This window comes from Halomonas sp. XH26 (assembly GCF_024138895.1).
Classification (GTDB): Bacteria; Pseudomonadota; Gammaproteobacteria; order Pseudomonadales; family Halomonadaceae; genus Vreelandella; species Vreelandella alkaliphila.
Window position 1 is genome coordinate 1030383 of record NZ_CP071889.1, and the last position, 26774, is coordinate 1057156.

22 protein-coding genes are annotated in these 26774 nt (G+C 54.0%); 10 read left to right on the top strand and 12 right to left on the bottom strand.

What is annotated here, in order from left to right; all coding sequences use genetic code 11:
• Positions 1-27 precede the first annotated feature (27 nt).
• Positions 28-1131, top strand: coding sequence for a GTP cyclohydrolase II RibA (gene ribA / locus J4377_RS04730; protein ID WP_253487142.1), 1104 nt, complete (start codon positions 28-30; stop codon positions 1129-1131).
• Here ribA and J4377_RS04735 read toward each other — a convergent pair.
• From J4377_RS04735 to J4377_RS04750, 4 genes are read right to left on the bottom strand one after another with little or no spacing between them, the layout of a single operon-like run.
• Positions 1128-1916: a creatininase family protein gene (locus tag J4377_RS04735; protein WP_198348476.1), complete on the bottom strand. Its 789-nt coding sequence runs from the start codon at positions 1914-1916 to the stop codon at positions 1128-1130. The two genes, ribA and J4377_RS04735, sit on opposite strands and share 4 nt — an antisense overlap.
• A 49-nt stretch (positions 1917-1965) precedes the next feature.
• On the bottom strand, positions 1966-2748 hold the full coding sequence (locus J4377_RS04740) for an FkbM family methyltransferase (RefSeq protein ID WP_198348475.1): 783 nt from the start codon (positions 2746-2748) through the stop codon (positions 1966-1968).
• Positions 2748-4727: a glucans biosynthesis glucosyltransferase MdoH gene (mdoH, locus tag J4377_RS04745; protein ID WP_253487144.1), complete on the bottom strand. Its 1980-nt coding sequence runs from the start codon at positions 4725-4727 to the stop codon at positions 2748-2750. Before mdoH ends, J4377_RS04740 begins: the two co-directional genes overlap by 1 nt.
• Positions 4720-6249: a glucan biosynthesis protein gene (locus J4377_RS04750; RefSeq protein ID WP_198348473.1), complete on the bottom strand. Its 1530-nt coding sequence runs from the start codon at positions 6247-6249 to the stop codon at positions 4720-4722. The genes mdoH and J4377_RS04750 overlap by 8 nt, the downstream gene beginning before the upstream one ends.
• 176 nt (positions 6250-6425) lie before the next feature.
• Between J4377_RS04750 and J4377_RS04755 the strand changes: the two genes are divergently transcribed.
• Together J4377_RS04755 and J4377_RS04760 are read left to right on the top strand one after the other, a co-directional pair.
• Entirely contained in the window at positions 6426-8039 is a 1614-nt protein-coding gene (locus J4377_RS04755; protein ID WP_253487146.1) for an alkaline phosphatase, read from the top strand.
• The gene (locus J4377_RS04760; RefSeq protein ID WP_253487148.1) at positions 8036-9445 is read left to right on the top strand and encodes a mannose-1-phosphate guanylyltransferase/mannose-6-phosphate isomerase; all 1410 of its coding nucleotides are present in this window, start codon (positions 8036-8038) and stop codon (positions 9443-9445) included. Before J4377_RS04755 ends, J4377_RS04760 begins: the two co-directional genes overlap by 4 nt.
• A gap of 13 nt (positions 9446-9458) precedes the next feature.
• Here the strand turns inward: J4377_RS04760 and J4377_RS04765 are convergent, their stop codons facing one another.
• The 4 genes from J4377_RS04765 to J4377_RS04780 all read right to left on the bottom strand — a co-directional run bounded on the left by J4377_RS04765 (position 9459) and on the right by J4377_RS04780 (position 11627).
• Positions 9459-9809 carry a DUF4870 domain-containing protein gene (locus tag J4377_RS04765; protein ID WP_038482235.1) on the bottom strand — a complete coding sequence of 117 codons (351 nt, stop codon included), beginning with the start codon at positions 9807-9809 and terminating at the stop codon, positions 9459-9461.
• 18 nt (positions 9810-9827) lie between these two features.
• The gene (locus J4377_RS04770) at positions 9828-10760 is read right to left on the bottom strand and encodes a lysophospholipid acyltransferase family protein (protein ID WP_120385549.1); all 933 of its coding nucleotides are present in this window, start codon (positions 10758-10760) and stop codon (positions 9828-9830) included.
• A 3-nt stretch (positions 10761-10763) separates the two neighbouring features.
• Positions 10764-11156, bottom strand: a complete 393-nt coding sequence (locus tag J4377_RS04775; protein WP_038482241.1) for a DUF4870 domain-containing protein — start codon at positions 11154-11156, stop codon at positions 10764-10766.
• An 87-nt stretch (positions 11157-11243) separates the two neighbouring features.
• Positions 11244-11627, bottom strand: coding sequence for a VOC family protein (locus tag J4377_RS04780; protein WP_038482244.1), 384 nt, complete (start codon positions 11625-11627; stop codon positions 11244-11246).
• Positions 11628-11666: 39 nt separating this feature from the next.
• Between J4377_RS04780 and J4377_RS04785 the strand changes: the two genes are divergently transcribed.
• Complete coding sequence (locus J4377_RS04785; RefSeq protein WP_038482247.1) at positions 11667-12302, top strand: class I SAM-dependent methyltransferase; 636 nt, start codon at positions 11667-11669, stop codon at positions 12300-12302.
• 36 nt (positions 12303-12338) lie between these two features.
• On the opposite strand, the gene J4377_RS04790 is transcribed toward J4377_RS04785, so the two are convergent.
• From J4377_RS04790 to J4377_RS04805, 4 genes are read right to left on the bottom strand one after another with little or no spacing between them, the layout of a single operon-like run.
• The gene (locus J4377_RS04790) at positions 12339-13463 is read right to left on the bottom strand and encodes an ABC transporter permease (protein WP_253487157.1); all 1125 of its coding nucleotides are present in this window, start codon (positions 13461-13463) and stop codon (positions 12339-12341) included.
• Between the two features lies 1 nt (position 13464).
• Complete coding sequence (gene rbbA / locus J4377_RS04795; protein WP_253487159.1) at positions 13465-16224, bottom strand: ribosome-associated ATPase/putative transporter RbbA; 2760 nt, start codon at positions 16222-16224, stop codon at positions 13465-13467.
• Positions 16221-17291 carry an HlyD family secretion protein gene (locus tag J4377_RS04800; protein ID WP_253487167.1) on the bottom strand — a complete coding sequence of 357 codons (1071 nt, stop codon included), beginning with the start codon at positions 17289-17291 and terminating at the stop codon, positions 16221-16223. The genes rbbA and J4377_RS04800 overlap by 4 nt, the downstream gene beginning before the upstream one ends.
• A gap of 17 nt (positions 17292-17308) precedes the next feature.
• Positions 17309-18811: an efflux transporter outer membrane subunit gene (locus J4377_RS04805; RefSeq protein WP_253487169.1), complete on the bottom strand. Its 1503-nt coding sequence runs from the start codon at positions 18809-18811 to the stop codon at positions 17309-17311.
• Positions 18812-19159: 348 nt separating this feature from the next.
• Between J4377_RS04805 and J4377_RS04810 the strand changes: the two genes are divergently transcribed.
• The 6 genes from J4377_RS04810 to J4377_RS04835 all read left to right on the top strand — a co-directional run bounded on the left by J4377_RS04810 (position 19160) and on the right by J4377_RS04835 (position 26737).
• Positions 19160-20530, top strand: coding sequence for an MFS transporter (locus J4377_RS04810; RefSeq protein WP_038482256.1), 1371 nt, complete (start codon positions 19160-19162; stop codon positions 20528-20530).
• Between the two features lie 180 nt (positions 20531-20710).
• Positions 20711-22501 (top strand): acyl-CoA dehydrogenase, encoded by a 1791-nt coding sequence (locus tag J4377_RS04815; protein WP_253487178.1) that lies wholly within the window; start codon positions 20711-20713, stop codon positions 22499-22501.
• Positions 22502-22625: 124 nt separating this feature from the next.
• Positions 22626-24257, top strand: a complete 1632-nt coding sequence (locus J4377_RS04820; protein WP_038482262.1) for an acyl-CoA synthetase — start codon at positions 22626-22628, stop codon at positions 24255-24257.
• Positions 24258-24275: 18 nt separating this feature from the next.
• The gene (locus tag J4377_RS04825) at positions 24276-25124 is read left to right on the top strand and encodes a 3-hydroxybutyryl-CoA dehydrogenase (RefSeq protein WP_253487180.1); all 849 of its coding nucleotides are present in this window, start codon (positions 24276-24278) and stop codon (positions 25122-25124) included.
• A 121-nt stretch (positions 25125-25245) separates the two neighbouring features.
• Positions 25246-26019, top strand: a complete 774-nt coding sequence (locus tag J4377_RS04830) for an enoyl-CoA hydratase-related protein (RefSeq protein WP_038482272.1) — start codon at positions 25246-25248, stop codon at positions 26017-26019.
• A gap of 100 nt (positions 26020-26119) precedes the next feature.
• Entirely contained in the window at positions 26120-26737 is a 618-nt protein-coding gene (locus tag J4377_RS04835) for a LysE family translocator (protein ID WP_253487181.1), read from the top strand.
• Positions 26738-26774 lie beyond the last annotated feature (37 nt).

Here is a 26774-nt window from a genome sequence, read left to right on the forward strand (position 1 = left end):
GCCCCAACCGGCAACTTGGAGGCCTACATGTATCACATTGAACGCGCTATTTTCGATATTCGCCGTGGACTGCCCGTGGTAATTAATACCGGAGAGCAACGTCTGTTGGTACAGGCTCTTGAAGGCAGTGTGTCGGTCGATTCACTGGCGAAACTCTCCGGCTCTCGGCCAGCACTAGTATTAACGCGTCATCGCTTGCAGGCAATGGGCATGTCGCTTAAGGCGGATGCGGCCTGCTTACCGCTCACCGAGCAAATCAGTGAGCGTGATTTGCATCACCTTGCTGTGTCCAATGAAGCGTCGAAGGCTCATTCGCTGTTAAGCGGCCTGAAGCCTGCTGGCGTGGGAGAGAGAGGCGCTGTGGCACTTATGCGTCGTGCGCTATTGATACCGGCGGCGCTGTGCGCAGAGGTAAGTGCGACATCAGCCGAGCATATTGCTCAGCAGTTATCAAAAGGCGAGCTGTTAGAAGTTAATGCCCGCGATGCAGAGAAGTGTTTAGCCGGTGCGCCGGGGATGCTAAAGCGTGTCAGTGAAGCGCGTATTCCTCTTGAAGATGCGCCTGAGAGTCGCTTCGTGCTGTTTCGTGAACCTGATGGCCTGCGAGAGCATGTGGCCGTGATGATTGGCGATTTGGCTTCTATCCCTAGGGCGGTTCCTTTGCGTATGCACTCGGCTTGCCTCACTGGTGACCTGTTCGGCAGCCTGCGCTGTGACTGTGGCGAACAGTTGCGTAATGCAGTGGCCGATATTCAAGCGATGGGTGGCGGCGTGCTGCTTTATTTGGCACAAGAGGGGCGGGGAATTGGCTTAGCCAATAAACTGCGTGCCTACACCTTGCAAGATGGCGGTTTAGACACCGTCGATGCCGACCAAGTGCTAGGGTTTGGCGACGACGAGCGGCAGTACGCGGTCGCGGTGGATATGCTCAATGCGCTAGGGATCGATAAAGTTCAGCTGTTGACCAACAACCCGCTAAAAATGGCAGCGCTGCGTGAAGGGGGGATTGAGGTCGTCTCACGTCAGGCGCTCTACGGCAGTGTGACTGATCACAATCACCGCTACCTAAGCGCCAAAGCCAACCGAGCAGGGCATTTCTTAGACGAAGTGCTTGAAGGTCGTGGGCGTTAATCTGGCGTTTTACCAGTGATAAGCGGTGGCAGGTGGGCGGTTTCGGCCACCACCTGCGCTAGCTGAGAGGCGTAGTGCCTGACTAACCGTTCACCTAATGCTTGATTAGCCTCCGTTGCATCACCGGCAACGCCGAACCTACTTAAGTCCTCGGCAAGCCAGGCAAATGCTGCGCTACCCTCTGGGCTCACTAGTGCGCCACCTTTAGGCATTGCCGGTGGTGTGGGCTGATAGCTGTCGAGCTGCACAAATTCAGGTGCTAAATGCAGCATGATGGCGGTTTCCAGCAGCCCGCCATGCAACCCGTAGCGCAGCTCATCGGCATTGATAGCACCTTCCAGTGGCGGAAGGCGTGTATAAGTGGCTTTCACTACGCGCATTGCAAATTGCTTGCGTAGTGTCAGCGCGGCAAGGTCCATCACGGCTTTATTGCCGCCGTGGCTATTAATCAACACCAGCTTTTTTATACCTGCCTGGGCAATGCTTTCGCCGTAAGCCTCTAATGTCGCGATGGCTAGTGGAGCGGGTAGGCTAAGCGTTCCAGCAAAGCTGGCGTGTTCGTCGCTCGCACCGACGGCAATTGCTGGCAGACACAGCACGTCGAGTGCTGGGTCAATCATGTCTAACATGGCGGCTTGTAACCCTTCTCCAATGATCAGGTCGGTGCCCAATGGCAGGTGCGTACCGTGCTGCTCAATGGCCCCCAAGGTGATCACTGCGACTGGATCACCTTCGGCAATCGAGGCGAGCTGGGGAGCGGTGAGGGTTTGCCAGTGATAAATCATGTAGGTTCTCTTGTTTTAAAAGCTGTGTTTGGAAATAGATTTTGAAGAATTATGCGGATGCGTTTAACAGCGGATGGTCGGCGCGGCAGGCGTAGAGATCCCCAGAGGCTAAGCCGTCAACGCCATCGTTGAGCCACTGGGTAATGGTTTCAGGGGATTGCCAGGTTGACCAGCGGAAGTGGCGCTGCTCACCGGCAATTGCATTGAAACGGTAGTCACCAAGGCGGCACAGCTGGTCAACGCAGGAATGGCTGACCTCTAACACGCCCGCAACAAACTCTACCGAAAGCGCTGCTACCGGGTGGTTAAGCCCCATCAGTACTTCTGCTTCAAACCCTTCAACATCAATTTTTATAAAGCTTGGTTCGCCGTAAGTGGCGATCAGTTGATCCAGTGTAGTGACTTCCACTCTTAACTGCTGTTCCCACTGCACGTGCTGAAAGCCAGGGTTGCGTTCGCCCACCTGATGTCGCCATTCGGTCGCTAGGGTAGAGAGGGTCGGGTTGCTAACACTGATAGCGATATCCGCATAGCCGGGCTGCGGTCCAGCGGCCAGTGGTAAGAGCGTGATGTTAGGCTGATTAAGTATCCGTTTAAACCATTTGGCCAGTGCTGGCTGTGGCTCTAATGCCACTACCTTAGCACCTAGCGCGTGGAAGGCGGCACTACGGTCGCCTAAGTGAGCGCCAATATCAAAAGCGATATCGCCCGGTTGAATAAACGGACGATATAACTGCTTCAGACCCCTTTGCCTTCCTGGCCGCCAGTAAATAAACAGTGAACGCGCCATACCGCTGGTACTGCGGAGCCGATGGAAAAAAGCAGAAGGCATTAGTAAGGCTCCTTAACGGGTGGGGCATGTTTGGTTGCTGTTTGAATGTGATAGCGAAACGATTGGCAGGGCATATCGCCTGGCTGTTCCTGGGGAAGCGCTAGAGAAAGTGTTAGCGACGGGCGAGATAAGGTGGCACTGGATTGATGGCTACGGCTTTCTAACGCGGCAAAGTCCTCCAAAAGAGGTGGTTGTTGTGCTGAACTCGGCGTTTGCAGTAAGCCGAACTTGCGGCTAACGAGGCCTCCCCAAGTGGCACTGCTGGAATATTTCACCAGTGGAGCGGCTCCAATCAGCCCCAGCCATGCGGGGGTTAACCAACCAAACGCAGAGGGTGAAAAAAGCATCATCGTGCCTGCCCAAGCAATACCACACAGCGTCATCCACCCAGTGTGGTGCCATGTCTCTCGCCAGCTTAGCGAACGCTCTCCCCGGTGTTGAGTTTGCCAGTCAATGGCCCGGCCAATCAGCACGTTAACGATAAATAAGCTGTGCCACGCCATCATCAGTGGTGCAATCAATGCAGCAAACAGAATTTCCAATAGCGTGCTGGTGACAAGCTTGAGTCGCCCACCATACGCATGGGGACATTGCCAGAACGTCAATAATAGACCCAGCAGCTTGGGCGCAATCAACATACCCAGCGTTACGCTTAACAGCCCCAAAGAGAGGGCTTCAGGCAGAGGCGGGTTTGAGGTGGTCTCAATGGCTTGATAACCCACCATCAGGCTGGTGCAGAGTAGAAGCCCAAGCCAAACAAGCGAAGAAAGGTAGGCAAACGCGCCAAATAAAAAGTGTAGCCGACTAATCGGGTGAAACCCTGCGCCGGTGAGTAAGCGTAAGTGCTGCAGATTGCCCTGTAGCCAGCGGCGATCGCGCTTGGCAAAGTCGAGCATGTTGCTTGGCATGGCTTCAAAGCTGTTGTGTGACGCGCTAGCGTAAGGGTCATGGCGAGATACGGTGGTGGTCGCAGAGGTATCCAGTAACACCTGCCAGCCGCCCCGTTTTAGGAGAGCTGCTTCGACGAAATCGTGACTTAATAGCTCCCCTCCCAGCGGTGGCTTACCTGAAAGGATAGGTAACCCTGCATGGGCCATAAAGGCGCGTGTGCGAATAATTGCATTGTGGCCCCAGTAATTTGCCGCATCACCCTGCCAGAAGCTTTGGCCCGCTGCCAACATCGGGCTGTAAAGTGCTGAGGCTAGCTGGGTAAAACGGCCAAATAGCGTGCGTTGGCCAACGGGAATAGGCACCGTTTGAATAAGTCCTACGCTGGGTTGGCGCTGCATCCGGTGGACTAAGTGCAGCAGTGTAGCGCCACTCATTAGGCTGTCGGCATCTAGCACCACCAAGTAGTCATAGTGGCGGCCCCAGCGGCGGCAAAACTCTGCAATATTGCCAGCTTTTCGGCCGTCATTATTAGGGCGTCGCCGATAATGCACGGCTATCTGTCCGGCAAGGCGCTGTTGCAAGGCAGCTACATGGGCCGCTTCGATGTCTGCCATGGCCGAATCTTGGGTGTCGCTCAATACAAACACTTCAAAGTGTTTGTTGATAGCACTGGGTGTCCCTGCACCATACGTTTCTGCTTGCTGGAGAAGTGAACGACACGTTGCTTCTAGCCCTGCAATGGTCGGGATGGGAGGTTCTGCATAAATAGGCATTATTAGCGCGGTGCGGCTGACTAGCAGGCTGGCATTGGGGTTCACAATGGCTTGGCGACGTAAGCTGAGTGGATCGCGACGTAGCGCACAAAGCACAAAGCCACACAGTGCTCCCCAGAAAGCCAGCGCTATCCAAGTAAACGTTAATGCAAATAGGATCAACATGGTGAGCTGCCAACCAATGGCAAGGTTGGCAACGACTTTCGCCATTGCGATACAGCCACCGATGCTGGTGGCTAACACTGTGAAAGCAAGGAAGACTCGGCGACCGTTAAGCCAGGGCATCAAAGGCCGCAACGCGTGGAGATCAGGCATCGGGATACCACACGTAATTCCAGGTTTCAGTAATCGGCTCTCCTTCAACCGTCAGCCGTAGCCGGATATCGCTGGGCTCGCTGCTGGGGGGCAATCGGAAAGTGGCCCGTTGTCCGTTGTTGGGCAGTGTTTTGACTTGAGGTAGTAATACCTCGCCATTTAGCACGCTGATGTCCAGCTCGATTGGCTCGCTTGAGGTCAGGTCATCCAGTTTGCCGCCCTGGAAATCGACGATGAATTGGCGCTGATCAGCAGAGGGGGAGTCGGCCTCACCTGGAACCGCTGCGCTGCCATGGCGGGTGCGCACAACCTTGCCCAGTGAATTAGCCTCGGGCTGTTCATTGAGCGTAAACGTTCGATAGTGAAGATGGCGTGATTCGCCAGCAGTGAGCGCCTCCTCTGCCACCCAATAAGCCACTATATTGTCGTGAGTCTCATCTGGCGTGGGGATTTCGATGAGCTCTACATGCCCTGGCCCCCAGTCAGCAAGGGGTTCGACCCATTGGCTAGGGCGGCGATGGTAGTGGGCTTCAAGGTCCAGGTAGCGGCTAAAGTCCCGCTCCCGTTGCATTAAACCAAACCCATTGGGCGCATCATCTATAAACGTTGATACGCGTACGGATGAGGGATTTTGCAACGGCCGCCAAATCCACTCGTCGGACCCCGTGTGTATTAGCAAGCCATCAGAATCATGTACCTGAGGACGAAAGTCGTCAGCTCGTTCGGTGCTGGCTTCCCCAAAGGTGAACATGCTGGTGAGCGGGGCAACCCCTAGCTTTGCTATATCAGAACGTGCAAACAGTGTTGCTTCTACAGCTGCCTCAGTGCTCTCGCCCGGCGTTAGCGTAATGCGGTAGGCACCGCTTAGTGATGGGCTATCCATGAGGGCGAGTAGCGTAATGCTGTCAGAATCTTCATCAGGCTTATAAAGCCAGAATTCACGAAATTCAGGGAACTCTTCACCACTGGCTAGTGCGGTATCAATGGCAAGACCGCGGGTAGAAAGGCCGTAGGCTTGGTCGCGTCCTACTAGACGGAAGTAGCTTGCGCCAAGAAAAACAGCAAATTCATCGGCATAATCCTCATTATTGATAGGGTAGTGCAGCCTAAAACCTGCATGTCCGCTGCCCGTTAAGTCATTCTCCAACAAGCGGTTGGAATCACCATCGTACTGAAAGTCATCTGCCGAGAAAGAGAGTGGTTCAACGTCACCATTTTCGACCACATTAATTGTGACGGGGGTTTGAAATATAAATCCGCTATGAAATAGCTGCATACTAAAAGGGCTTTCATCGCGCCAGTATGCGCGTTCGGGATTAAAGCGGATTTGTCGATACAGGTCGTAATCTAACGACTTCAAAGCGCTGGGAAGCGTCTCATTTGGGGGTTGATAAGGCGCATCAGCCAGGGTTTGGGCACGCTCAATAACGTGGTCAAAAACACCATCATCGTTGGCAATCGCAGAAAAGGCGATCAGGCAGTTAAATGACAACATCCATTTTGCTGCAGTACGAACACTCATGGGCGAGTTCCTTTCGATTGCATGCCAACGTGGTAACCATAAGATCAGTATATGAAATATTTCAACAAAAGTTATACCATTAAGCCTATTGGTATATGATTTTTATGGTCGTGTGCAAGCTTTAAACTCCATTAAGCGTGTAATGTTTAGGTGATTGCTATGCTGTTGAAGCGCTGATGATTCGTCTTCTACTCACATGTATAACGCTCAACTTTCTACTGGTATTGCCGCTTTGGTGGCGTTTCGGTGAGGTTGGCTCTCCTCTAATTGCTTGGGAGGCATGGCTTATAGCCCCCGTAATGCTGCTTATTCGCCCTGGTAGCTTACGTCGCTGGTTGGCTATTTTGTTGGTGGGCTGGCTTGCTTTGGTATCGGCAGCCAACCTAGGTGATGCCGCGACACACACTGCGTTTGGGCGATCACTTAACCTCTATCTGGACGTGCCCTTGGTGCGCTCTATCTACCATTTGCTAGTAGGTAATGTAGGTCAACTCGCCGCAACTTTCCTGATGTTGCTGGGCACTGTGGCTCTGCTAGGTAGTTTATGGGTGATGCTGCGGTTGCTGCTGCCTGCTAAGCCTTTATCGGTGAGGAGTGCTCCAGGTGCTTTAGCCATCTTCGTCATGATCACTGCAGCAGGTTTCGCGGTTTCCGAGGCTAATGGCAAGCGCTTAGTTGCTAAATCAACGCTGCCTGCTGTTAACACCACGCGTTTTCAGTGGGAACAGGTAGTGGCGACTCATCAGGCAAGAGTGGCGTTTACCGAGCAGTTACAGGATACACCGTTGGAGCCTAGACCATTGCCTGGTTTGTTAGGGCGCAACGTCTTATTAACGTTTATTGAATCTTATGGTGTGTCGGCCATTAATGATGCTCGCTACAGCAATGTCGTACTGCCTACGCTAGATGACATACAGCAACGTTTGGGACAGCGCGATCTACACGCTGTTTCGGGGTTGCTAGAAGCGCCTATTCGAGGAGGTCAGTCTTGGCTTGCCCATGCCACGGCACTAAGCGGACGCTGGATTGATAATCAGCTATGGTATCGGCTGATGCTGGAAAGCGATCATTCAACGCTTATTAATGATTTTAGTAGCACTGGGCAGCGGACGCTCAGTGTCATGCCTGCCATTACATTGGCTTGGCCAGAAGGGCTGGCCTACGGATTTGATGAGATTGCAGCAGCGAAAGACTTACCCTATGCAGGCCCACCGCTGAACTGGGTCACGATGCCCGATCAGTTCACGCTGGATTACACCCAACGACACTTATTAGGTGAGGCGCCGGTATTCGCGCAACTCGCACTTATCTCTAGCCACGCACCATGGACGCCAATTTTACCCGTTTTCGAAGACTGGTCGATGATTGGCGATGGGCGTATTTTCGCCCCTTGGGAGGAGGCCGGCGATCCGCCAGAAGTGCTCTGGCAGGATATTGAACGCATTCGCGATCATTACGCTTGGTCGATAGACTACGCTGTGAAGGTCACTGGGCGCTGGGCCGAGCGAGTGGTTGATGACAATACTCTATTGATTGTACTGGGAGATCATCAGGCGGCACCGCTGATTACCGGCGACAACGCCAGTGCAGCGGTGCCTGTCCATGTGATTAGCGGTGACCCCCAGCTCTTAGCACCTTTTAAGGCACGTGGTTTTATTGATGGCATGCTGCCGTCACTGGAAAGCCCTGAGGAAGCCGCGAAAATGAGCCAGCTGCGTCATTGGCTACAGCAAGACTTTGGCACGCCAGCATTAACCTCTTCTTGGTCAACGACAGGGGCGACACCATGATCCAGCCCGTCATCCTTAGCGGTGGTAGTGGTACGCGGCTTTGGCCACTTTCACGAGAGCAGATGCCAAAGCAGTTCTTGAAGTTAACGTCTTCCCAAAGCCTGCTGCAGCAAACGCTTGCGCGTTTGGCAGGGTTAGATGCTCAGCCGCCTATATTGATGGGGCACCATGCTCATCGGTTCTTAATGGCGGAGCAGTTACGGGAGAGCGGTCTACCGGGAACGTTGGTGTTAGAGCCAGAAGGGCGTAACACGGCACCGGCAATTGCCTGCGCTGCGCTACTAGCCCGCCAAGCGGGTGACGATCCACTGCTGCTGGTGCTTCCAGCAGATCACGTTATTGGCAATTTAGCAGCGTTTACTCACAGCGTCGCTTGCGCGGAACCGCTTGCTGCCCAAGGGTATCTCGTTACGTTTGGCGTAGTGCCTGCCTATCCAGAAACAGGCTATGGCTACATTGCTTGTGGCCGCCCTTTGGGCGATGGCCACCAGATCTCATCATTTATCGAGAAACCTAGCGCAGAGCGTGCCCAGCATCTGTTAGAGGCAGGCAATACCCTGTGGAATAGCGGTATGTTTTTACTGCAAGCCTCCACTTACCTGTCTCAACTTGAACGGCTGCAGCCAGCCATGCTGGCTGCCTGCCAACAAGCTGTTAACGACGCTCAGCGTGACTTGGATTTTTTACGCTTGGGTGAAAATGCATTTTGCTCATCTCCGGCGGAGTCGATCGACTACGCTGTCATGGAGCACTGCGACCGAGCGGCAGTCGTCCCGTTGGATGCCCAATGGAGCGATATTGGTAGCTTTGATGCATTATGGGCAGCGCAAACGCCCGACAAAGCAGGCAATGTGGTTAACGGTGACGGGATCCTGACCAATACACAACGCTCGCTTGTTATTGCTAAGCACCGCCTGGTGGCAACGCTCGGTGTTGAAGATCTGATCGTGGTGGAAACATCAGATAGCGTGCTGGTTGCCCACCGCGATCAGGCTCAGCAGGTTAAACAACTGGTGGCATCACTCACTCAAGCGGGGCGACGTGAACCCCACGCTGCGCCGTTAGTTCATCGCCCTTGGGGAAGCTTTCAGGCTATGGATAGTGGCGAGCGCTATCAAGTGAAGCACATCACGGTGAAACCTGGAGGGCGGCTTTCGCTGCAGCGTCATCACCACCGTGCTGAACACTGGGTCGTCGTGAGTGGCACCGCCCAAGTCACTGTCGACGAGCGGACCTATCTTGTCAGTGAGAACCAGTCCACCTATATCCCAATTGGCGCACTACACCGGCTGGAGAACCCTGGAAAAATCCCTTTGGAGTTGATCGAAGTCCAGTCGGGCAGCTATTTAGGAGAAGATGATATCGAGCGATTAGATGATGTATACGCTCGACACATTGATGAGTAGGGGAGCTTAGTTGTTACCAGAGCCAACTGCCAGGACGAGCCGGTGGCTCTCCCTTGCGCACTGCGATCCAGCCAATAATACAGCGGACACCAAGCCACACGGCTAATAGTGGCCATAGCAGCGTGCCTACTAACATTAAGCTAAGGGTAAAGGTGGCGATAAAGTAGAGGCAGCCTATCCAAAAAGTCCGGATCAAATAGCGGTAGTGCGCTTGCAACCACGGCGCTGCCTCTTTGCGATACACGTAAGCGACTATAACGCCAATCAACAGTGTAATATTGGCTGTTACTAGACCCGCTAAGTAGAGCGCGTAAATGATCTGGGGTGGGCGCGTTTCCTCAGTGGGACTATAACGCTGGGTCATAAATTACCTCGTTACCCGTTAGTAAATCCGAAATTCTTTGGCGTTTGCCAGTCCTTGCTGTTGCTCTATGACTTTGCGATAGCGCTTGTACTCCCACTGATACTGCGTTGGATCAAGCGCAATTGACGCTTCGACGCTGGCATTAACACCGGTGGCTGAAACCACATCATCGGCGCTGTAAACCTGCTCATCGGCGTCAAGGAAATGAATTTCAAATCCCTTTCCAGGCACTCGTAAGGCAACGCCAGTGACTACTCTTGCCTGAGTGCGGGCGACCAGTTTCGGTAGCAGCGTTGCCGTGTAGGCATCGCGCCCATAAAAAGGGGCAAATACACCGCTGCCCCAGTTCGGTTCTTGATCCGGTAAGATGCCAATAGCTTCGCTGCGCTTAAGTGCTTTGAGAAGGGCAGCGACGCCTCTGGCGTTGGTGGGTACCAAGCTGGCTCCCATGCGCTCGCGGCCATGGCGAATAATAGGCTCAAGGTCGGCAATTTTGGGTGGTTCGTACATGGCGGTAAAAGGGAAGTGGCTGGAGAGCCAAAAATTAAGCACCTCCCAGTTACCAAAGTGCGGAGCAAGCACAATGACGCCGCGGCCATCGGCGCGGGCGCTGTCTAGTTTATCTCGGCCATGAACCGATAAAATGCTGGCCTCTACTGTTTCGGGCGCAGCCATCCAGGCATGGCCAAGTTCCAGCATAGTCGCTGCCGAGTGGCGCAGGCTTTGTATGGCAAGGGCTTTGCGCTGACTGGCAGTGGCTTCTGGGTTGACCACTTCCAAATTGATTTCCGTCACCTGGCGCTCTCGTTTGCTAAAGCGATAGACCAGCGGACCCAACAGCACGGCGATACGCCAAAGCGCGCCAAGCGGCCAGCGCGCCAGTAGTTTCCAAATTGATGTGATGGCACGTGCTTGGAAACGTGATTTTTTAGAAGGTGACTGCTCTGTCATAAGTTACAGGAACCAGCTATCAACGTTGGTTGGCGCACGCTTCTCCTGCAGCCCCTTAAAGCCTTTCACACAGCGAACGATAAACCATACGGCCAACGCCAATAGCATGGGAATGCCAATCAGAATAAACGTTAGCAACGTGGCAATGCTGCCGTAGAGCAGCCCAATCCAAAACGTACGGATCTGGTAACGGTAGTGCTCATCTAGCCATTCAGGGCCTTTACCACGATAGACATAGGCGATAACGATGCCGACCAACGAGGTGAACCCTACCAAAAAGCTTGCCAAATAAAGCGCGTAAATCACCATCGCCATGGTGGTATCCGGCTGTTCTGAAGACGTACTTTCGTTAATTACTTCACCTTCTAAAGGTGCTTTGTTGGCATCGTCGTGCATAACCGATCCTTTTTGCTATTCGCTATGAGGCGTCCCCTAGGACGCCGTTAAAGCTCACTATGATAGCGCGGCTGGCGCGGCTTATCATTAGCGGGTAGCAGGTCGGCAGATTTCCAGCAAATTACCGTCTGGGTCGCGTAAGTAAATCGACTCAATTGGACCATTAGCGCCTTGGCGAGCAACCGGGCCAAGTTCTACGTCAATAGCAAGTGCATCCAAGTGCTGTTTGAACTCATCCAGTGGCAATTGGCAGCGCAGGCATAAATCCAGGCTGCCTGGGGTAGGGGTGGCAGAAACAGGCGCAATATCAGTGTCGGTTTGATGCAGGCGTAGTGCCGTGTCGCCTAGCATAAGATCCACCCGCTGCGCGTCTCGGTAGCGCACGTCTAACCCCAGCACACGGGAATAAAAATCCACGGCGCGACCCATATCAGTCACCGTAACAACAAGATGGTCAAAACCTGAGAGCATGCCACTTTCCTTAAAACAAACGTAAAACATGAGAATACGATGATGCGACGCTGTCCGCTATGCAATACGCCTAAACCGGCCCTTTATCACCAAGACCGTCGCCGCGATTACTACCAGTGTGCCACGTGCGCCTTGGTGTTTGTGCCTGCCGAACAGCACTTAGATGCACGTCAAGAAAAAGCAGAGTACGACCAGCACCAGAATTCGCCGCATGATACGGGATATCGGCGTTTTTTGGGGCGTTTATTTGCCCCGCTAGTGGCTAAGCTGCCACAAGATTCCCATGGGCTGGACTTTGGCTGCGGCCCAGGGCCTACGCTGTCGGTGATGTTTGAGGAGGCGGGGTTCGCGATGGCGGTTTACGATATTTTTTACGCCCCTGACGTTGAAGTACTCAACCGCCAGTATGACTTTATTACTGCCACCGAGGTGTTAGAGCATCTTGCAAGGCCTGGCGAAGAGCTTAGTCAATTGGTCGAGAAATTAGTCCCTGGGGGCTATCTTGGGGTAATGACAAAGCGTGTCAGTACTCCAGAGGCATTTGCCCGCTGGCACTATATAAACGACCCGACGCATGTGTGCTTTTTCAGCGAAGCGACGTTTTGTTGGATAGCCGAACGTTGGGATATGGCAGTGGAGTTTCCAGCGGCGGATGTGGTGTTGCTTCGCCGCTGACCATTATCTTGATGACCAGGTGCCATAACACATCACTTATGCCATCTGGCCGATGGCCTTGCGAAAACGAGACAAAGAAAAAGCGAATAGAGCGCTACCGATCAACAGTAGAAGCAGAAACTGCGGCCACACTACGTTTATTCCCGCACCGCGATAGAGGATTGCCTGACCCAGTTCGACAAAGTGAGTGGTTGGGGCGAGCAGCATGATGTGCTGGACAGTTTCCGGCATGCTTTCGCGTGGTGTCGTACCCCCGGATAGCAGCTGCAGCGGTAACAGTACCAGTACCATCAACATGCCAAACTGTGGCATGTTGCGTGCTAGGGTGGCGAGAAAGATACCCATAGACGTGGTAGCGAAGAGGTGAAGTGCTGCCCCCACGGTGAACAGTGCCACCGAGCCTGCTATCGGTACCTGTAAGGCCCAACTAACGACTAAATAGAGCGAAAGCAGCGCAGAGATTAGAACCACTAGACCCATTGACCAGACCTTGGCCAGCATAATTTCTGTCGGGGTGACTGGCATTGCCAATAGATGCTCAATGGTGCCGTGCTCGCGTTCGCGTATCAACGCTGCGCCCGTGAGAATGATAGAGAGCATGGTAATGTTATCAATGATTGACATCAGCGACCCGAACCAAGCTTTTTCGAGCCCTGGATTAAAGCGCGCTCGCAGTACTAGGTCGACGGGTGGGGCACTATGATTGCGGTAACGTTGAGTAAACTCGTTGATCTCGTCCATGACGATTTGCTGTATATAGCCATTGCCAGTAAAGGCTTGGCTCATGCGTGTGGCATCAATATTGAGTTGAATCTGAGGAGCGTGGCCAGCCAGCACGTTGCGCTGAAAATCGGGAGGTATATTGAGGACGAAAGTGTAGTGGCCTGCATCGAGTCCAGGGTCAACCTCATGAAGTGATATCTTGTCTGGGGTGGCGAATTGGGGGGGATAGAACGCCGTGACAATACGAGATGACAGCGGCGAGTTATCTTCATCGACGATAGCGATGGGAGCCATGTGCAGACTTTCGGGCAAGGCGGTCGCTTTGGTGTAGACCGAGATGCTGCACACGTAGGCGATCAGTATTAGCATAATCGGGTCGCGGATAAGGCTCCATAGTTCCTTGACGCCCAGCCGGTAGATAGTCAAGACACTATGCATCTCAGCGCTCCTGGTTTTTTAACAGGAAAATAGAAAGCCCCATGATTGTTGGAACTGCGATCAACAGTGGTACAAACAGGGTATAGAGGTCACTAAGCCCCAGCGCTTTGCTAAATACACCGCGAGTGATGGTTAACATGTAGGAGGTGGGGTAGATGGTGCCAATGAAACGCCCCACGCCTTCTAGTGAACTGACCGGGTCGATCATCCCTGAGAACTGCACGGCGGGAATCAACGTCCCGATGATGGCGAAGAACATCGCTGCGATCTGGCTGCGCGTTAAGGTCGAGGCGAGCAGCCCCATACCCGTAGCGATAATGCTGTAGATCACTACTGCTAGCAGCAGCGTCAGGAAGCTGCCTTTGATGGGCACACCAAATAGCGTGACCGCGAGTAATGCCATCAGTAGAAAATTGATGATAGCGAGAGCGATATAAGGCAACTGCTTGCCGACTAGAAATTCGCTACGGGTGACGGGTGTGACATAGAGGTTGATGATCGATCCCAGCTCTTTTTCCCGCACTACGGCCAGAGCGGTCAGCATCGCCGGTAGCATCATTAACAGTAGTGGGATGACTGCTGGCACCATGGCTGGCAGGCTTTGAACATCAGGGTTGTAGCGAAAACGGGTTTCGACATTAGCAGCGGGGGCACTGAAATTAGTCGCGGCTTGCCCTGCTTGCTCGAGTAGCCACTGTCGATGGATACCCTGCACGTAGCCGCGTGCGGTTTCAGCACGCTGGGGCATCGCACCGTCAATCCAGGCGCCGATTTCAACCTGGCTTCCTCGCTTCACATCACGGCCAAAGCCGGGAGGGATTTCAATGGCTAGGGTGAGTTTGCCACTGCGCATGCGCTTGTCCATATCTGCGTAATCAATCAATGGCGGCTGTTCGATAAAGTAGCGGGAGCCGGATAGATTCAGAGCATAGCTATTGCTCAAGGTCGTCTGGTCGCGGTCGAGGATGGCATAGCTGAGATCCTCCACGTCCAGGCTGATGCCATAGCCAATGACCAACATCAGAATTAGCGAGCCAAGCAGGGCGAGGGTGCCGCGGACCGGGTCGCGGCGAAGCTCCAACGATTCTCGCCAAGTGTAGCTAAGTAGACGCTGGAGACTAAAAGCGCTGTGTTTTACCGCGTTATGAGGCATGGAGGGCGGTAATGCGGCCTCTGGAGTGGACGTTGTCTCGGGTGCTTCTTGCTCCTGCTCGCCGGCGCCTGCTTCGGTCAAGTAGCCGATGAACGCTTCTTCCAGAGTCGCTGCCCCACGTTTTTCCACCAGTGCCGCTGGCGTGTCGCTATCGAGCACTTGACCGGCGTGCATCATCGACATGCGATCACAGCGCTCGGCTTCATTCATGAAGTGGGTAGAAATGAAAATGGTCACCCGGTCACGGCGAGCTAGCTCAATCATGAGTCGCCAGAAGTTGTCGCGGGCAATGGGATCAACCCCTGAGGTCGGTTCATCCAGGATGAGTAGCTCGGGCTTGTGGACCATTGCCACCGCCAGGGACAGACGCTGACGGATGCCTAGTGGCAAACTTTCCGGCAGGCTGCCGCGTACCTCTTGTAGGCCGAAGCGTTTCACCATCTCATCCACGCGGGTGGCTATCTCCGCTTCAGGGACCTGGAAAAGGCGGGCGTGCAAGATTAGGTTCTGCTCAACGGTTAGTTCGCCATACAGTGAGAACGCCTGGGACATGTAGCCCACGCGGCGGCGGGTGTCGATATCGCGGGTATCCACCTGTTTGCCGAACAGCCACGCCTGGCCTTCACTGGCCGGCAACAAACCAGTAAGCATCTTCATGGTGGTTGATTTGCCACAACCGTTGGAGCCAAGAAAGCCGAAAATCTCGCCACGCCGGATCCGAAAGCTGACGTGGTCGACGGCGACAAAATCGCCAAAGCGCATGGTGAGGTCTTTAGCCTCGATGGCGATTTCATCGTCATCTTGCGCCAACGGCGGAATATGCACTGGTGCATAGTCGCGTTTTTTCTCTTCCGGTAGCAAGGCGATAAAGGCAGCTTCCAGGGAACTGCTGTCAGTTCGCTCTAGCAACGCCGCCGGCGTTCCGGTAGCAAGAATTTTGCCGTCATCCATGGCCACTAGCCAGTCGAAGCGCTGGGCTTCATCCATGTAAGCGGTTGCTACCACTACACTCATCTGCGGTCGTTGGCGACGAATACGCGCGATCAATTCCCAAAACTGGGCGCGGGCCAGTGGATCGACGCCAGTAGTTGGTTCGTCGAGGATCAATAAGTCGGGGTCATGTATCAGCGCACAGCACAGCCCTAGCTTCTGTTTCATACCGCCGGAAAGTTTTCCTGCTGGACGGTTTAGGAATCTGTACAGCCCTGTACTACGGGTCAAATCGTCGATTCGGCGACGTCGTTCGATATTCCCATGGCCAAAAAGGCGAGCGAAGAACTGCAGGTTTTCTTCTACTGAAAGAGTTGGGTAGAGGTTCTTGCCCAATCCCTGGGGCATATAGGCAATGCGTGGGCAAATGCTATCGCGATGACGCTTACTGGACATATCGCCACCGAACACTTCAACTTGCCCTTCTTGGACAGCGCGCGCTCCAGCAGTAAGCGCTAACAGGCTAGATTTTCCAACGCCATCAGGCCCTATCAGCCCAATCATACTGCCCGCAGGAATTTTCAGGTCAATGCCCGCCAGGGCAACCTGCTTACCATAGCGCAGTTGAATGCCAGCTAGTGTTACTACCGCTGGCGATGAGGGCGGTGTCACTATCATTGCGGTACCCGAATAGCCAACTCAGCAGGCCACTCTGCGTCGGGGTCTAGTTTGACCCAGGTTTCTCCAGGGACACCGGTCTTAACTTGCTCAAGATGACGTTGTAGAAGGTCTCGATCAATCTGTGCTTTCACTCGGAACATCAATTTTTGTCGTTCCGAAGCTGTCTCTACCGTCTTAGGCGTAAATTGTGCAGTGCTGGCAACAAACGAGATACGTGCCGGTATGACTAGCTCAGGTGCCGCATCTAGAATAATACGTGCCTCGCTGCCCAGGGCCACACGACCTGCTTGCTCGGCAGGAAGGAAAAACGTCATGTGTACGTCGCTAAGATCGACTAGGTTCAGCACTCGCCCCCCGCTTGGAAGCACCTCGCCGGGTTGGGCAATGCGAAATTGCACACGCCCTGCACGAGGCGCAACCAATTGACTATCGGTGATGTCTGCGTCGATACGCGTGATAGTGGCTTCGGCGGCAGTGACTGCAGAGCGGGCTCCTGTCACCTGGGCGCGAGCCGCCGTGATGGCCGACTGTGCAGCATCTACCTGGGCGTTAGCGGCGGCAACAGCTGCTCGTGCACTATTGACCCGAGCGCGATCATCATCGAGTTCTTGTGCTGAAGCGGCTCCTTCCCGCGATAAGGTTTCTGAGCGAGCCAAGCGGCGCTGAGCCGCATCAAGTTCACTTTCACGCTGAGTCACTATGGCCTGGGCGGCGAGATGGTCGCTTTGGCGCAGAGCAACTTGCGCTTCTGCGCTGAGTACAGCATTGAGTGCCTGTTGATGCTGAGCTATTGCCTCGTCGCGCTGAGCTTCCAGTACCTGGATCTGCATGCGCGCCAGGGGTTGGCCAACGGTGACAAACTCGCCTTCATCGACCAGTACTGCGTCAACACGTCCAGGAAGCTTGGTGGCGATATCTATTTCAGTGGCCTCGATACGCCCATTGCCGCTAGCGAAGTCTTCCCCTAGGCCTTCGTCGCGTAACTCAGTCCAATAGTAGTAGCCTCCGGCAGCAATAAGGGCTACCCCAGCGGCAAGGATCAGTTTCTTAAGTGGAAAATGCATATTACGAGGCCCCAGTGTCATTCAGCATGAGGTGGAATAAGGGCAGAGTTGCTTACCACAGCAACTGATCCGCCGCCCAGGGCGGTATATAAAGCCACTCTGGCTGACAGCAGTTGGCGGCGAACCTCTACCCGCTGTTGTTCCGCCGATAGCAGGTCGCGCTGGGCATCCAAAACTTCTAGGTAGGGCACCGCACCGCTTTCATAGCGCAGCATGGCTAAGCGAGCGCGTTCACGCTGCACTGCTAACATGTCATTGGCAGTTTCCACTTGTTCAGCTAGCCAGCGGTTTGCGGCCAGCGCGTCAGCAACATCACGGAAAGCTTGCTGGATGGCTTGTTCGTATTCGACTACCGCTTGTTCTCGGCGCAACTCTGTCAGAGTCAGGTTGGCCCGTCGGCGACCGCTATCAAAAATGGGTAGTGACAGGGTGGGCGAGAAATTCCATGCTTGGCTATCGGCTCCTAGCAGGCCGTTCAAGTCGGCACTTGCCGTGCCCAAGCTCCCGGTCAGCGCGATACGCGGGAAGAAAGCTGCCCGCGCTGCGCCAATATTGGCGTTGGCAGAGCGCAGCAGGTGCTCGGCTGCGCGAATATCAGGTCGGCGGATCAGTAAATCTGATGGCAGCCCCGGCGCGAGAGGGGCTAGAGTATCCTCCGCTATTTTATGCTCATCACTTGTTACTGTTTCGATGGGTGAGCCAACCAGTAGTGCCAGGGCATTTGCCTGCTGAGCATGGGCTTGTTCCAGCTGAGCGCCTAGTGCCTTGGCCTGCTGCAGCAACATTTCAACCTGGGTGAGTTCCAGTGGTGAAGTGGCGCCCACTTCTACGCGCCGGGTAAATATCCGCAGTGATTCCTGCCGACTGTCGATGGTGCGGCGGGCTAGATCCAAGCGTTCATCTAGCTCCTGAAGGCGGAAATAGCTATCGGCAACCTGAGCGATTAGGCTGATTTCGGTGGCACGCCGCGCCTCGTCGGTGGCTAGATACTGCTCGAGGGCAGCCTCATTAAGGCTGCGTACTCTCCCCCAGAAATCTAGTTCCCAGGTGCTAAAACCAATACCCGCCTGGAACCGATTGCCAATCAGCGTATGGCCGCTAGGGCTCAGGTCAGAAGGGGTGCGTGAACGCTCACCGGCGGCTTCCACACCAAGGGTAGGTAGCAACTCAGCACGTTGAATGCCGTAGGCGGCACGTGCCTGCTCAACACGCAATAAAGCACCACGCAAGTCATAATTGGTGGCGAGTGCCTGTTCTATCAGCGCTTGTAGCTTGATGTCGGTAAAGTAGCTGCGCCAAGCAATATCAGCATCAGCAGCCGTTGTTGGCATGCCCTCATCTGGGTAAACATCGGGTAATGTTGCTTCTGGCACCGAGTGAGGTGGTGCCAGCGAGGTACAGCCAGATAGGCCCAGGACTAGCAGCATGATCGCTAAATATGCCACCTTGTCTTTTTTCTTAGGGGCGAGCCGATATTTCATGCGAATGACCGCAGGTAAGGGGGCGAACATATTGGGCATCTGATTGGCCATAGCAAATAGAAAGGAGACCTCTCCGTGTCAAGGGTGTCGATACAATGCGAGTGTCTCAGCCTGGGAAGCGTAAGTATGGCACTGTTTGTTCTAGCATTTGTTGATGTAGGGCAAGAGGGCTCATGACAGAGCCACCGCTTTCAATATCGGATGCTTTCTGGTGAGTTGCAAATGCGCTTCTCACTATTGCCGATTACACTGGCAATGGATAGCGAAAAAAACTGGTGAAACCCACGGAACGAGTGTAGATTCGCCGCCCGATTCTGCGGTTGGAGTTTTCTCCAGCCATGTGTTAGCCCTGTAGGGGGCTTTTATTCTGCGAGGCAAGATAGCGATATGTCGCGGCAACTGCTAGCCATGGCGTTAGCGCCCTTATTAGGGCTGTTTATTCTTGGGATTGGCAATGGCTTTCTCGCCACGCTGATCTCTGTGCGGCTAGACGCTGCGGGTGAGTCGGCAACGGTGATAGGTATTGTCTCCTCGGCTTACTTTATTGGCTTAGCACTTGGCGCGCTATTCAATGACCGCCTGCTGCTGCGCATAGGGCACATTCGTGCATACGGTAGCTTCGCCTCGTTGGTCGCTGTCACGGTGCTATTGCAAGGGCTGTTTTTCGATCCTTGGGCGTGGTTTGTGCTGCGTTTAATTGGCGGCTGGGCCACCGTGGGCGTTTATTTAGTGATTGAGAGTTGGTTGCTGACATCAGGCGAGCAGAAAGTACGTGGCCGATTGCTAGCGATGTATATGATCTCGCTATATGCCGCGGGCGTGATTGGGCAGTTGCTATTAGGCGTCACCAGTGCCATGGGGGTGACAGCGCCCTTTATGGTGATTGGCCTATTGGCATCGTTATCGGTGTTGCCCATGGCCATGATTCCGCGGGTGTCACCCATCATGGAACACGCTGAGCCGCTACCGCCGCACCGCTTGATTACAATGACGCCAACAGGGGTAATGGGGAGTTTAGGGTCTGGCATGGTGGTGGCTGCTGCCTACACCTTGCTGCCATTGTATTTGCAGCGCATTGGTATGAGCGTCAACCAGGTGGGGCAAATGATGGCCGTCGTGATTCTTGGCGCCATGCTGCTTCAGTATCCGATTGGACGCTGGTCTGACCGTCACGACCGCCAAATCGTATTGATCGCCATCAGCACTTTCTGTGTGGTGATTTCTGCAGCCATGATATGGCTTCCGATGTCGACCCCCTTACTGGCGGCGCTGCTGTTTTTACTCGGTGGCGGTGTCTTTGCGCTTTACCCGGTGGCGGTTAGCCATGCCGCCGACCGTGCTCCGGCGGGAGCGCTGGTACGTATGAGTCAGGGCCTACTATTGATCAACTCTATTGGGGCTACCATCAGCCCGCTAATGATTTCTCCAGTAATGACCGCGATGGGCGATGCTGGGTTGTTCTGGGCGTTTGGCTCGCTGAGCCTGTTTTTTGTTGTATTTTTCAGTTGGAGACGCAGTGTGCGGCCAGCGCCAGTTCCTGTGGCTCCCTTTACACCGACAACGCCGATGACCGCAGCAGGTGCCGAGCTAGTGGTTACTGAGGAACTGATGCAAGGCGCGCTCGAGCACGAGCACCTTGAAGACCTTTCTGATGTTGTACCTGACGTGGATGCTGTCGAACCCATCGTTGGCCCACCCTCAGAAGATCAAACCCATATTGTTTATTACGATGATGTGGAAACTGAGGCGCGTCGATAGCCAGTGCTGGGAGTGAGTGAAACGTAGCTAAAAACGTAGCCAAAAACGCAGCTAGCGGACTGACGTTAATTCAGCAGGTGAGACCTTGGGCTAATGGTGTGATGAAAGTAGTGAAACTACTATTCGTGATAGTGTTTTTACTAATTGCTATTTATCACCGATTTTCTCTGAGGTTTCGCCATGAATTATTATGCCGCGCCGGTACGCGATTTACGTTTTGTACTCGAAGAGCTACTCGCGCACCGCTCGCTTGCACTGCCTGGCTTCGAAGAAGCCACGCCCGACTTGGTCGAGGCGGTGCTGGAAGAGGCAGCAAAGCTTGCAGGCGATGTGTGGGGGCCGCTAAATAGTGTCGGTGATCGACAAGGTGCTAAGCGCCACACCGATGGCAGTGTCACCACCTCAGAGGGTTTCGCAGCGGCCTATCAGGCATATGTAGAAGGCGGCTGGAACGGCATTGGTGTTTCTGAAGCGTTAGGCGGACAAAACCTACCTGAGGTGGTCGCCAGCGCTGTTCAAGAAATGCTTCACGGTGCCAATATGGCCTTGGGTCTTTGCCCCATGTTGACGGCAGGTGCAATCGAAGCACTGGCGCATCATGGCAGTGAAACGCTAAAAACGACCTATCTCCCCAAGCTCGTTGAAGGCACCTGGACAGGTACCATGAACCTGACAGAGCCTCAGGCAGGCTCCGACCTTTCTAAAGTACGGACCAAAGCCATCCCTGAAGGCGACCATTACCGCATTAGCGGCCAAAAAATCTATATCACCTGGGGCGAACACGACGCCGCCGAAAATATCATTCACCTTGTGTTGGCGCGAAAACCCGATGCGCCCGAAGGCAACAAGGGCATTTCGCTGTTCCTAGTGCCGAAGTTCATGGTTAACGCAGACGGCTCGTTGGGCGAGCGCAACGACGTCACCTGTGCCTCTATCGAGCATAAACTGGGCATTCATGGTTCGCCTACCTGCACCTTAAGCTTTGGCGAAAACGACGGCGCTATTGGGTATCTGGTGGGTGAAGAGGGGCGTGGTCTTAACCACATGTTCACCATGATGAACGAAGCGCGTCACAAAGTGGGTATTCAAGGTATTGGGGTGGCTGAGCGAGCCTGCCAGCATGCGTTTGCTTACGCCTTGGATCGCACTCAGGGGCGAGCGCCTAAATCTCGTGGTGGTAACGAATGTACGATCAGCGACCACTTAGATGTGCGCCGGATGCTGCTCTCAATGCGCGCCCGCACCGATGCCCTTCGTGCTCTGGCGCTTTACTGCGCTGGCCAGCTTGACCTTGCCCGACACAGTGAAAGCGACAGCGAGCGCCAAACTGCTCAGGCATGCGCCGATGTACTGATTCCTATCGTCAAAAGCTTTTCGACCGACCAAGCCGTGGATATCGCTTCAATGGGGATTCAGGTACATGGCGGTATGGGCTATGTGGAAGAAACGGGTGCTGCCCAGCTACTTAGGGATGCACGTATCGCGCCTATTTATGAAGGCACGAATGGCATTCAGGCCCTCGATTTGGCGGGGCGTAAGTTACAGCGTGATGGTGGAGCCGCGTTATCTGCGTTAATTGATGAAGTGCAAAAAACCGCTGAGACAATGCGTTCAGAGCCTAGCCTTGCGGGTATGGGCAGTGCGCTAGCGGTCGGTGCCGATGATCTGCGTGCTGCCATGCAGCTTGTGCTTGAGCAAGGCAGTGACTCGGAAACTGGCCCAGATGCAGTGCAGGCCTATGCAACGCCGTTGCTCAATCTAGCTGGCCATGTGCTATGTGCCTGGCAAATGGGCAACGCCGCACTTCACGCGACCAGAGCGCTGCAAAAAGGCAGCGATGAGCCGTTTTATCGCGTCAAGTTGTCCAGCGCCAACTTTGTTATCACCCAGTGGCTGCCTGCTGGTCGCGCGCAACGCGCGGTTATCGAAGCGGGTATGCAGTGTTTGAGTGAATTTGAATTAACGCCATAAAACACTGTAATGCCAAGTGCTTTAACCACTCATTTCCGCCGGCCATTGGGTCGGCGGCTTACGTTAATACGCAGTAAAACGACCGTTTTAATGTGAGTGCTAACCAATAAAACAAAGGTGATTTATGAACGCATCCATTTTTGAGCAGGGCATGCCGCCCACCGTTGCTAATCATGTACCGCTCTCTCCGTTGACGTTTATTGAGCGTTCGGCGGCGGTGTATCCCGATTACCCGGCGGTTGTGCATGGCACAACACGCCGCACCTGGGCAGAAACCTGGACCCGCTGCCGGCAATTGGCGTCGGCGCTTGAAAAACGCGGCCTTCAGCCCGGCCAAACGGTAGCGGCGATGTTGCCTAACATTCCGGCAATGTTTGAAGCCCATTTTGGGGTGCCTCTGGCTGGCTGCGTGCTCAATACCTTGAATATTCGCCTGGATGCCGAAGCAATCAGCTACATGTTGGCCCATGGTGAAGCGAAAGCTGTTCTTGTTGACCCTGAATTTGCACAGGTCATCAACGAAGCCGTTGCCTTATTAGACGATAAGCCGCTGATTATTGACGTTTTCGATCTAGAGTTTTTAGGCGAAACTCAAGGCATCGGTGAGGTTGAGTACGAAGCATTGCTCGCTGAAGGTGATGCTGACTATGCCTACAAACTGCCTGAAAATGAGTGGCAAGCTATTTCACTGAACTACACCTCGGGCACCACGGGTAAGCCCAAAGGGGTGGTTTACCATCACCGTGGCGCCTACCTAAACGCGGTCAGCAATATCTTAGAGTGGGCCATGCCGCATCATCCGGTCTACCTCTGGACCTTACCGATGTTCCACTGCAACGGCTGGTGTTTCCCCTGGACAATTGCCGCCAACGCCGGTGTTAGCGTGTGCCTGCGCAAAGTTGATCCAAAGCGGATTAACGACCTGATTGTGGATGAGAAGGTCACGCACTTCAGTGGTGCGCCGATTATACTGAATGGCCTTGTCAACCTGCCTGCTGATCAGAAGCGTGAATTTGATCATCCCGTTAAAGTGACCACTGCCGGTGCCGCGCCGCCTGCATCAGTGATTGCTGGTGTAGAGAAACTTGGTATTGAAGTGACCCATGTGTACGGGTTAACCGAGGTTTATGGCCCAGTGACGGTTTGCGCTTGGCGTGAATCGTGGAATGAGTTGCCGCTGGAAGCCCGTGCCAAAATCAAGGCGCGCCAAGGGGTGCGTTACCACATGCTTGAAGCGCTTTGTGTCGCCGACCCGTTGACCCTTGAACCCGTCGCGAAAGATGGCGAGACCATTGGTGAAATTTTGATGCGCGGCAACAACGTAATGAAGGGCTATCTGAAGAATGCCGAAGCTACTGAGGAAGCCTTGGAAGGGGGGTGGTATCACACCGGCGATCTCGCAGTTTGGCACGCGGATGGCTACATCGAAATTAAAGACCGCTCTAAAGACATCATCATTTCTGGCGGTGAGAATATCTCCACTATTGAAGTAGAAGATGCCATTTATAGCCACCCAGCGGTAGAGGAAGCCGCCGTTGTGGCCAAGCCTGATGAAAAGTGGGGCGAGACTCCATGCGCGTTTGTTAAATTAAAAATCGGTTATGGTGAAATTACCGAAGCCGACATTATTGCTCATTGTCGAGAGCATTTAGCGAGCTTCAAAGTACCGAAGACAATCATTTTTAGCGAATTGCCAAAAACGTCAACGGGCAAAATTCAAAAATTTGTTTTGCGCGAAGAAGCGAAACAGCACTGATTCAGGGGATAAATAACGATGAGTGAACAACCAATCGGTGTAGTGGGAGCAGGCACCATGGGGCAGGGGATCGCTCAGGTCGTCGCTGCCAGTGGTTTTACGGTTCGTCTCTTTGATGTCGTCGATGAGCAGCTTACCCGCGCCCAAGCCAATATTGATAAAGGCCTTGGCAAGCTGGTCGCAAAACAAAAAATGAGTGAGCCAGCTAAGCAGGAAGCGCTGGCGCGGCTTTCCACGACCACTGATCTCGAAGCATTGAGTGACTGCGGTATTATTATTGAAGCTGCACCAGAACAACCCGCGCTGAAAGAAAAGCTGTTTCGTGATCTGAGTCATTTAAGCAGCGATGCTATTCTTGCCTCTAACACCTCGTCACTCTCGCTAACTCGGCTGGCTGCTGTGTGTGAGCGACCCGAGCGGGTAGTGGGTATGCACTTTTTCAACCCCGTGCCAGTGCTCAAGCTAGTGGAAGTGATTCGTGCCGAGCAGACCTCTGATACCACCGTTGAGCGCATAGAAGCGTTGGCAAAAGCGCTGGGTAAAACGGCAGTACCGATTGGTGATTCGCCAGGCTTTGCGGTTAATCGCTTGTTGGTACCGATGATTAACGAAGCCGCCTTTATTGTTCAAGAAGGAACCGCAACGCCAGAGGCCATTGATGAAGCGATGAAGCTTGGCGCTGCCCATCCAATGGGGCCGTTGGCGCTGGCGGATTTGATTGGTCTTGATGTTTGTCTGGCGATCATGAACGTGTTGCAGGAAGGCTTTGGCGATCCTAAATATCGCCCCTGCCCGCTGCTAAAGCGCATGGTGGATGCGGGGTATCTGGGACGTAAGAGCGGTCGCGGTTTCCATATATACGAGTGAGCACGCGTAAGCGTATCAGGTCAGTCAAGCGCGACAAAAGAAGTGATTGCCTACCAACCAAGCGTTCGCTAGGGTTGGTAGGTGTTCACTTTAAATGCGTAATAACAATTAAGGAGCCTGTATGAGCGATGCAGTGATTGAAAAAGTTGATAACGACGGTGTGGTACGCCTAACGATTAATCGCCCTAAGGCATTGAATGCACTGAACAGTGATGTGCTGAGTGCCTTAGAGGCTTATCTTGTGGAGCTTGAAACGCATCCACGTTTACGCGCTGTCATCATTACCGGTGCTGGTGAAAAGTCGTTTGTTGCGGGTGCTGATATCACCGAAATGCGCGATAAAACGCCAGAAGAGGCGCGTGCTTTTGCTACCCAGGCACTGCGTACTATTAAGCGCTTAGAAACGTTGCCCGTGCCGGTGGTCGCGCTAGTGAACGGGTTTTGCCTTGGCGGCGGCTGCGAATTGGCGTTGGCCTGCGACTGGGCGGTAGCTAGCGACAACGCTGTCTTCGGCCAGCCTGAAGTGTTGCTAGGTGTGATTCCCGGCTTTGGCGGCACTCAGCGGTTGCCGCGTCGTGTTGGCCCCGCCATGGCGATTGATTTAGTAACCACTGGCCGCAAAATCGATGCTCAGGAAGCGCTGCGCATTGGGCTAGTCAACCGTGTCATGCCCCAGGCTGAGCTTGAAAGCTATGTAGAAGAGCTCACCAAGCAACTTAAAGGCAACGGCCCGCTGTCAGTGCGCGGCGCGAAGCAAGCCGTTCACGATGGGTTAGATCAAGATCTTGATAGCGCCTTGGCGCTGGAAACCAGCCTGTTTGCGCTCTGTTTTGCTGGCGAAGAGCAGAAAGAGGGTATGGGCGCTTTCGTTGAGAAGCGTAAACCCAACTTCTAAGCGTTCACTCATTCAATTTTACTTCTTTAGGGGGTAGCGCTTGCGCTACCCCCGTTTTATTCTCAGGCTTACTACCTTAGCTCTCTTTGGAGTTGTCACGATGCAATGGGCCGCGTTTATCCTCGCCGCGCTTGGTTTTGCTTACCTACCCGGACCTGCGATGTTGTACACCGCAGCGCAAACGCTGGGGCGAGGCCGACGGGCAGGATGGTTAGCGGTTATCGGTGTGCATATCGGTTGTTATGTCCACGTTATTGCTGCCGCGCTAGGCTTGGCGCTACTGTTTGCAGCTATTCCGCCAGCTTACATTGCGATGAAGGTCATCGGTGGGCTTTACCTGCTCTGGATGGGGCTGCGCCTTTGGAAGCAGGGCATCCGCTCCCATGTCGATGAAGTTCCACTGGCAACCACTAAGCGCGTACTGCGTGACAGCTTTCTGGTGGAAGTGCTCAACCCTAAGACGGCGCTCTTCTTCGTAGCGTTTCTACCTCAATTTGTTCAGCCCGACAGCGCCATACCGGTGGCATGGCAACTGCTTTGGCTGGGTATCGCCACCAATGTGTTGTTCTCTTCTGCAGATGTCATGGTGGTGCTGCTGGCTAGCCCGCTGCGGGAGTGGCTACAAAAGTCCCATGGCTCCTCCAGATTGATTCAACGCATTGGCGGCGGCGTATTAATGGGATTAGGAGGCAATACCCTAGCTCAGGCGGCGCATTAAGGATGGCTTTATATCGACAGATTTAATTTCCCATCCT

What these genes read in the sequence shown, in the direction of transcription:
- J4377_RS04825 (WP_253487180.1), top strand. Translation starts at nt 24,276, where the DNA reads ATGAGTGAACAACCAATCGGTGTAGTGGGAGCAGGCACCATGGGGCAG.
- J4377_RS04810 (WP_038482256.1), top strand. Translation starts at nt 19,160, where the DNA reads ATGTCGCGGCAACTGCTAGCCATGGCGTTAGCGCCCTTATTAGGGCTG.
- J4377_RS04785 (WP_038482247.1), top strand. Translation starts at nt 11,667, where the DNA reads ATGATGCGACGCTGTCCGCTATGCAATACGCCTAAACCGGCCCTTTAT.
- J4377_RS04740 (WP_198348475.1), bottom strand. Translation starts at nt 2,748, where the DNA reads ATGCCTTCTGCTTTTTTCCATCGGCTCCGCAGTACCAGCGGTATGGCG.
- J4377_RS04780 (WP_038482244.1), bottom strand. Translation starts at nt 11,627, where the DNA reads ATGCTCTCAGGTTTTGACCATCTTGTTGTTACGGTGACTGATATGGGT.
- J4377_RS04750 (WP_198348473.1), bottom strand. Translation starts at nt 6,249, where the DNA reads ATGAGTGTTCGTACTGCAGCAAAATGGATGTTGTCATTTAACTGCCTG.
- J4377_RS04755 (WP_253487146.1), top strand. Translation starts at nt 6,426, where the DNA reads ATGATTCGTCTTCTACTCACATGTATAACGCTCAACTTTCTACTGGTA.
- J4377_RS04830 (WP_038482272.1), top strand. Translation starts at nt 25,246, where the DNA reads ATGAGCGATGCAGTGATTGAAAAAGTTGATAACGACGGTGTGGTACGC.
- rbbA (WP_253487159.1), bottom strand. Translation starts at nt 16,224, where the DNA reads ATGATAGTGACACCGCCCTCATCGCCAGCGGTAGTAACACTAGCTGGC.
- J4377_RS04760 (WP_253487148.1), top strand. Translation starts at nt 8,036, where the DNA reads ATGATCCAGCCCGTCATCCTTAGCGGTGGTAGTGGTACGCGGCTTTGG.
- ribA (WP_253487142.1), top strand. Translation starts at nt 28, where the DNA reads ATGTATCACATTGAACGCGCTATTTTCGATATTCGCCGTGGACTGCCC.
- J4377_RS04790 (WP_253487157.1), bottom strand. Translation starts at nt 13,463, where the DNA reads ATGCATAGTGTCTTGACTATCTACCGGCTGGGCGTCAAGGAACTATGG.
- mdoH (WP_253487144.1), bottom strand. Translation starts at nt 4,727, where the DNA reads ATGCCTGATCTCCACGCGTTGCGGCCTTTGATGCCCTGGCTTAACGGT.
- J4377_RS04765 (WP_038482235.1), bottom strand. Translation starts at nt 9,809, where the DNA reads ATGACCCAGCGTTATAGTCCCACTGAGGAAACGCGCCCACCCCAGATC.
- J4377_RS04835 (WP_253487181.1), top strand. Translation starts at nt 26,120, where the DNA reads ATGCAATGGGCCGCGTTTATCCTCGCCGCGCTTGGTTTTGCTTACCTA.
- J4377_RS04735 (WP_198348476.1), bottom strand. Translation starts at nt 1,916, where the DNA reads ATGATTTATCACTGGCAAACCCTCACCGCTCCCCAGCTCGCCTCGATT.
- J4377_RS04770 (WP_120385549.1), bottom strand. Translation starts at nt 10,760, where the DNA reads ATGACAGAGCAGTCACCTTCTAAAAAATCACGTTTCCAAGCACGTGCC.
- J4377_RS04820 (WP_038482262.1), top strand. Translation starts at nt 22,626, where the DNA reads ATGAACGCATCCATTTTTGAGCAGGGCATGCCGCCCACCGTTGCTAAT.
- J4377_RS04805 (WP_253487169.1), bottom strand. Translation starts at nt 18,811, where the DNA reads ATGCCCAATATGTTCGCCCCCTTACCTGCGGTCATTCGCATGAAATAT.
- J4377_RS04800 (WP_253487167.1), bottom strand. Translation starts at nt 17,291, where the DNA reads ATGCATTTTCCACTTAAGAAACTGATCCTTGCCGCTGGGGTAGCCCTT.
- J4377_RS04815 (WP_253487178.1), top strand. Translation starts at nt 20,711, where the DNA reads ATGAATTATTATGCCGCGCCGGTACGCGATTTACGTTTTGTACTCGAA.
- J4377_RS04775 (WP_038482241.1), bottom strand. Translation starts at nt 11,156, where the DNA reads ATGCACGACGATGCCAACAAAGCACCTTTAGAAGGTGAAGTAATTAAC.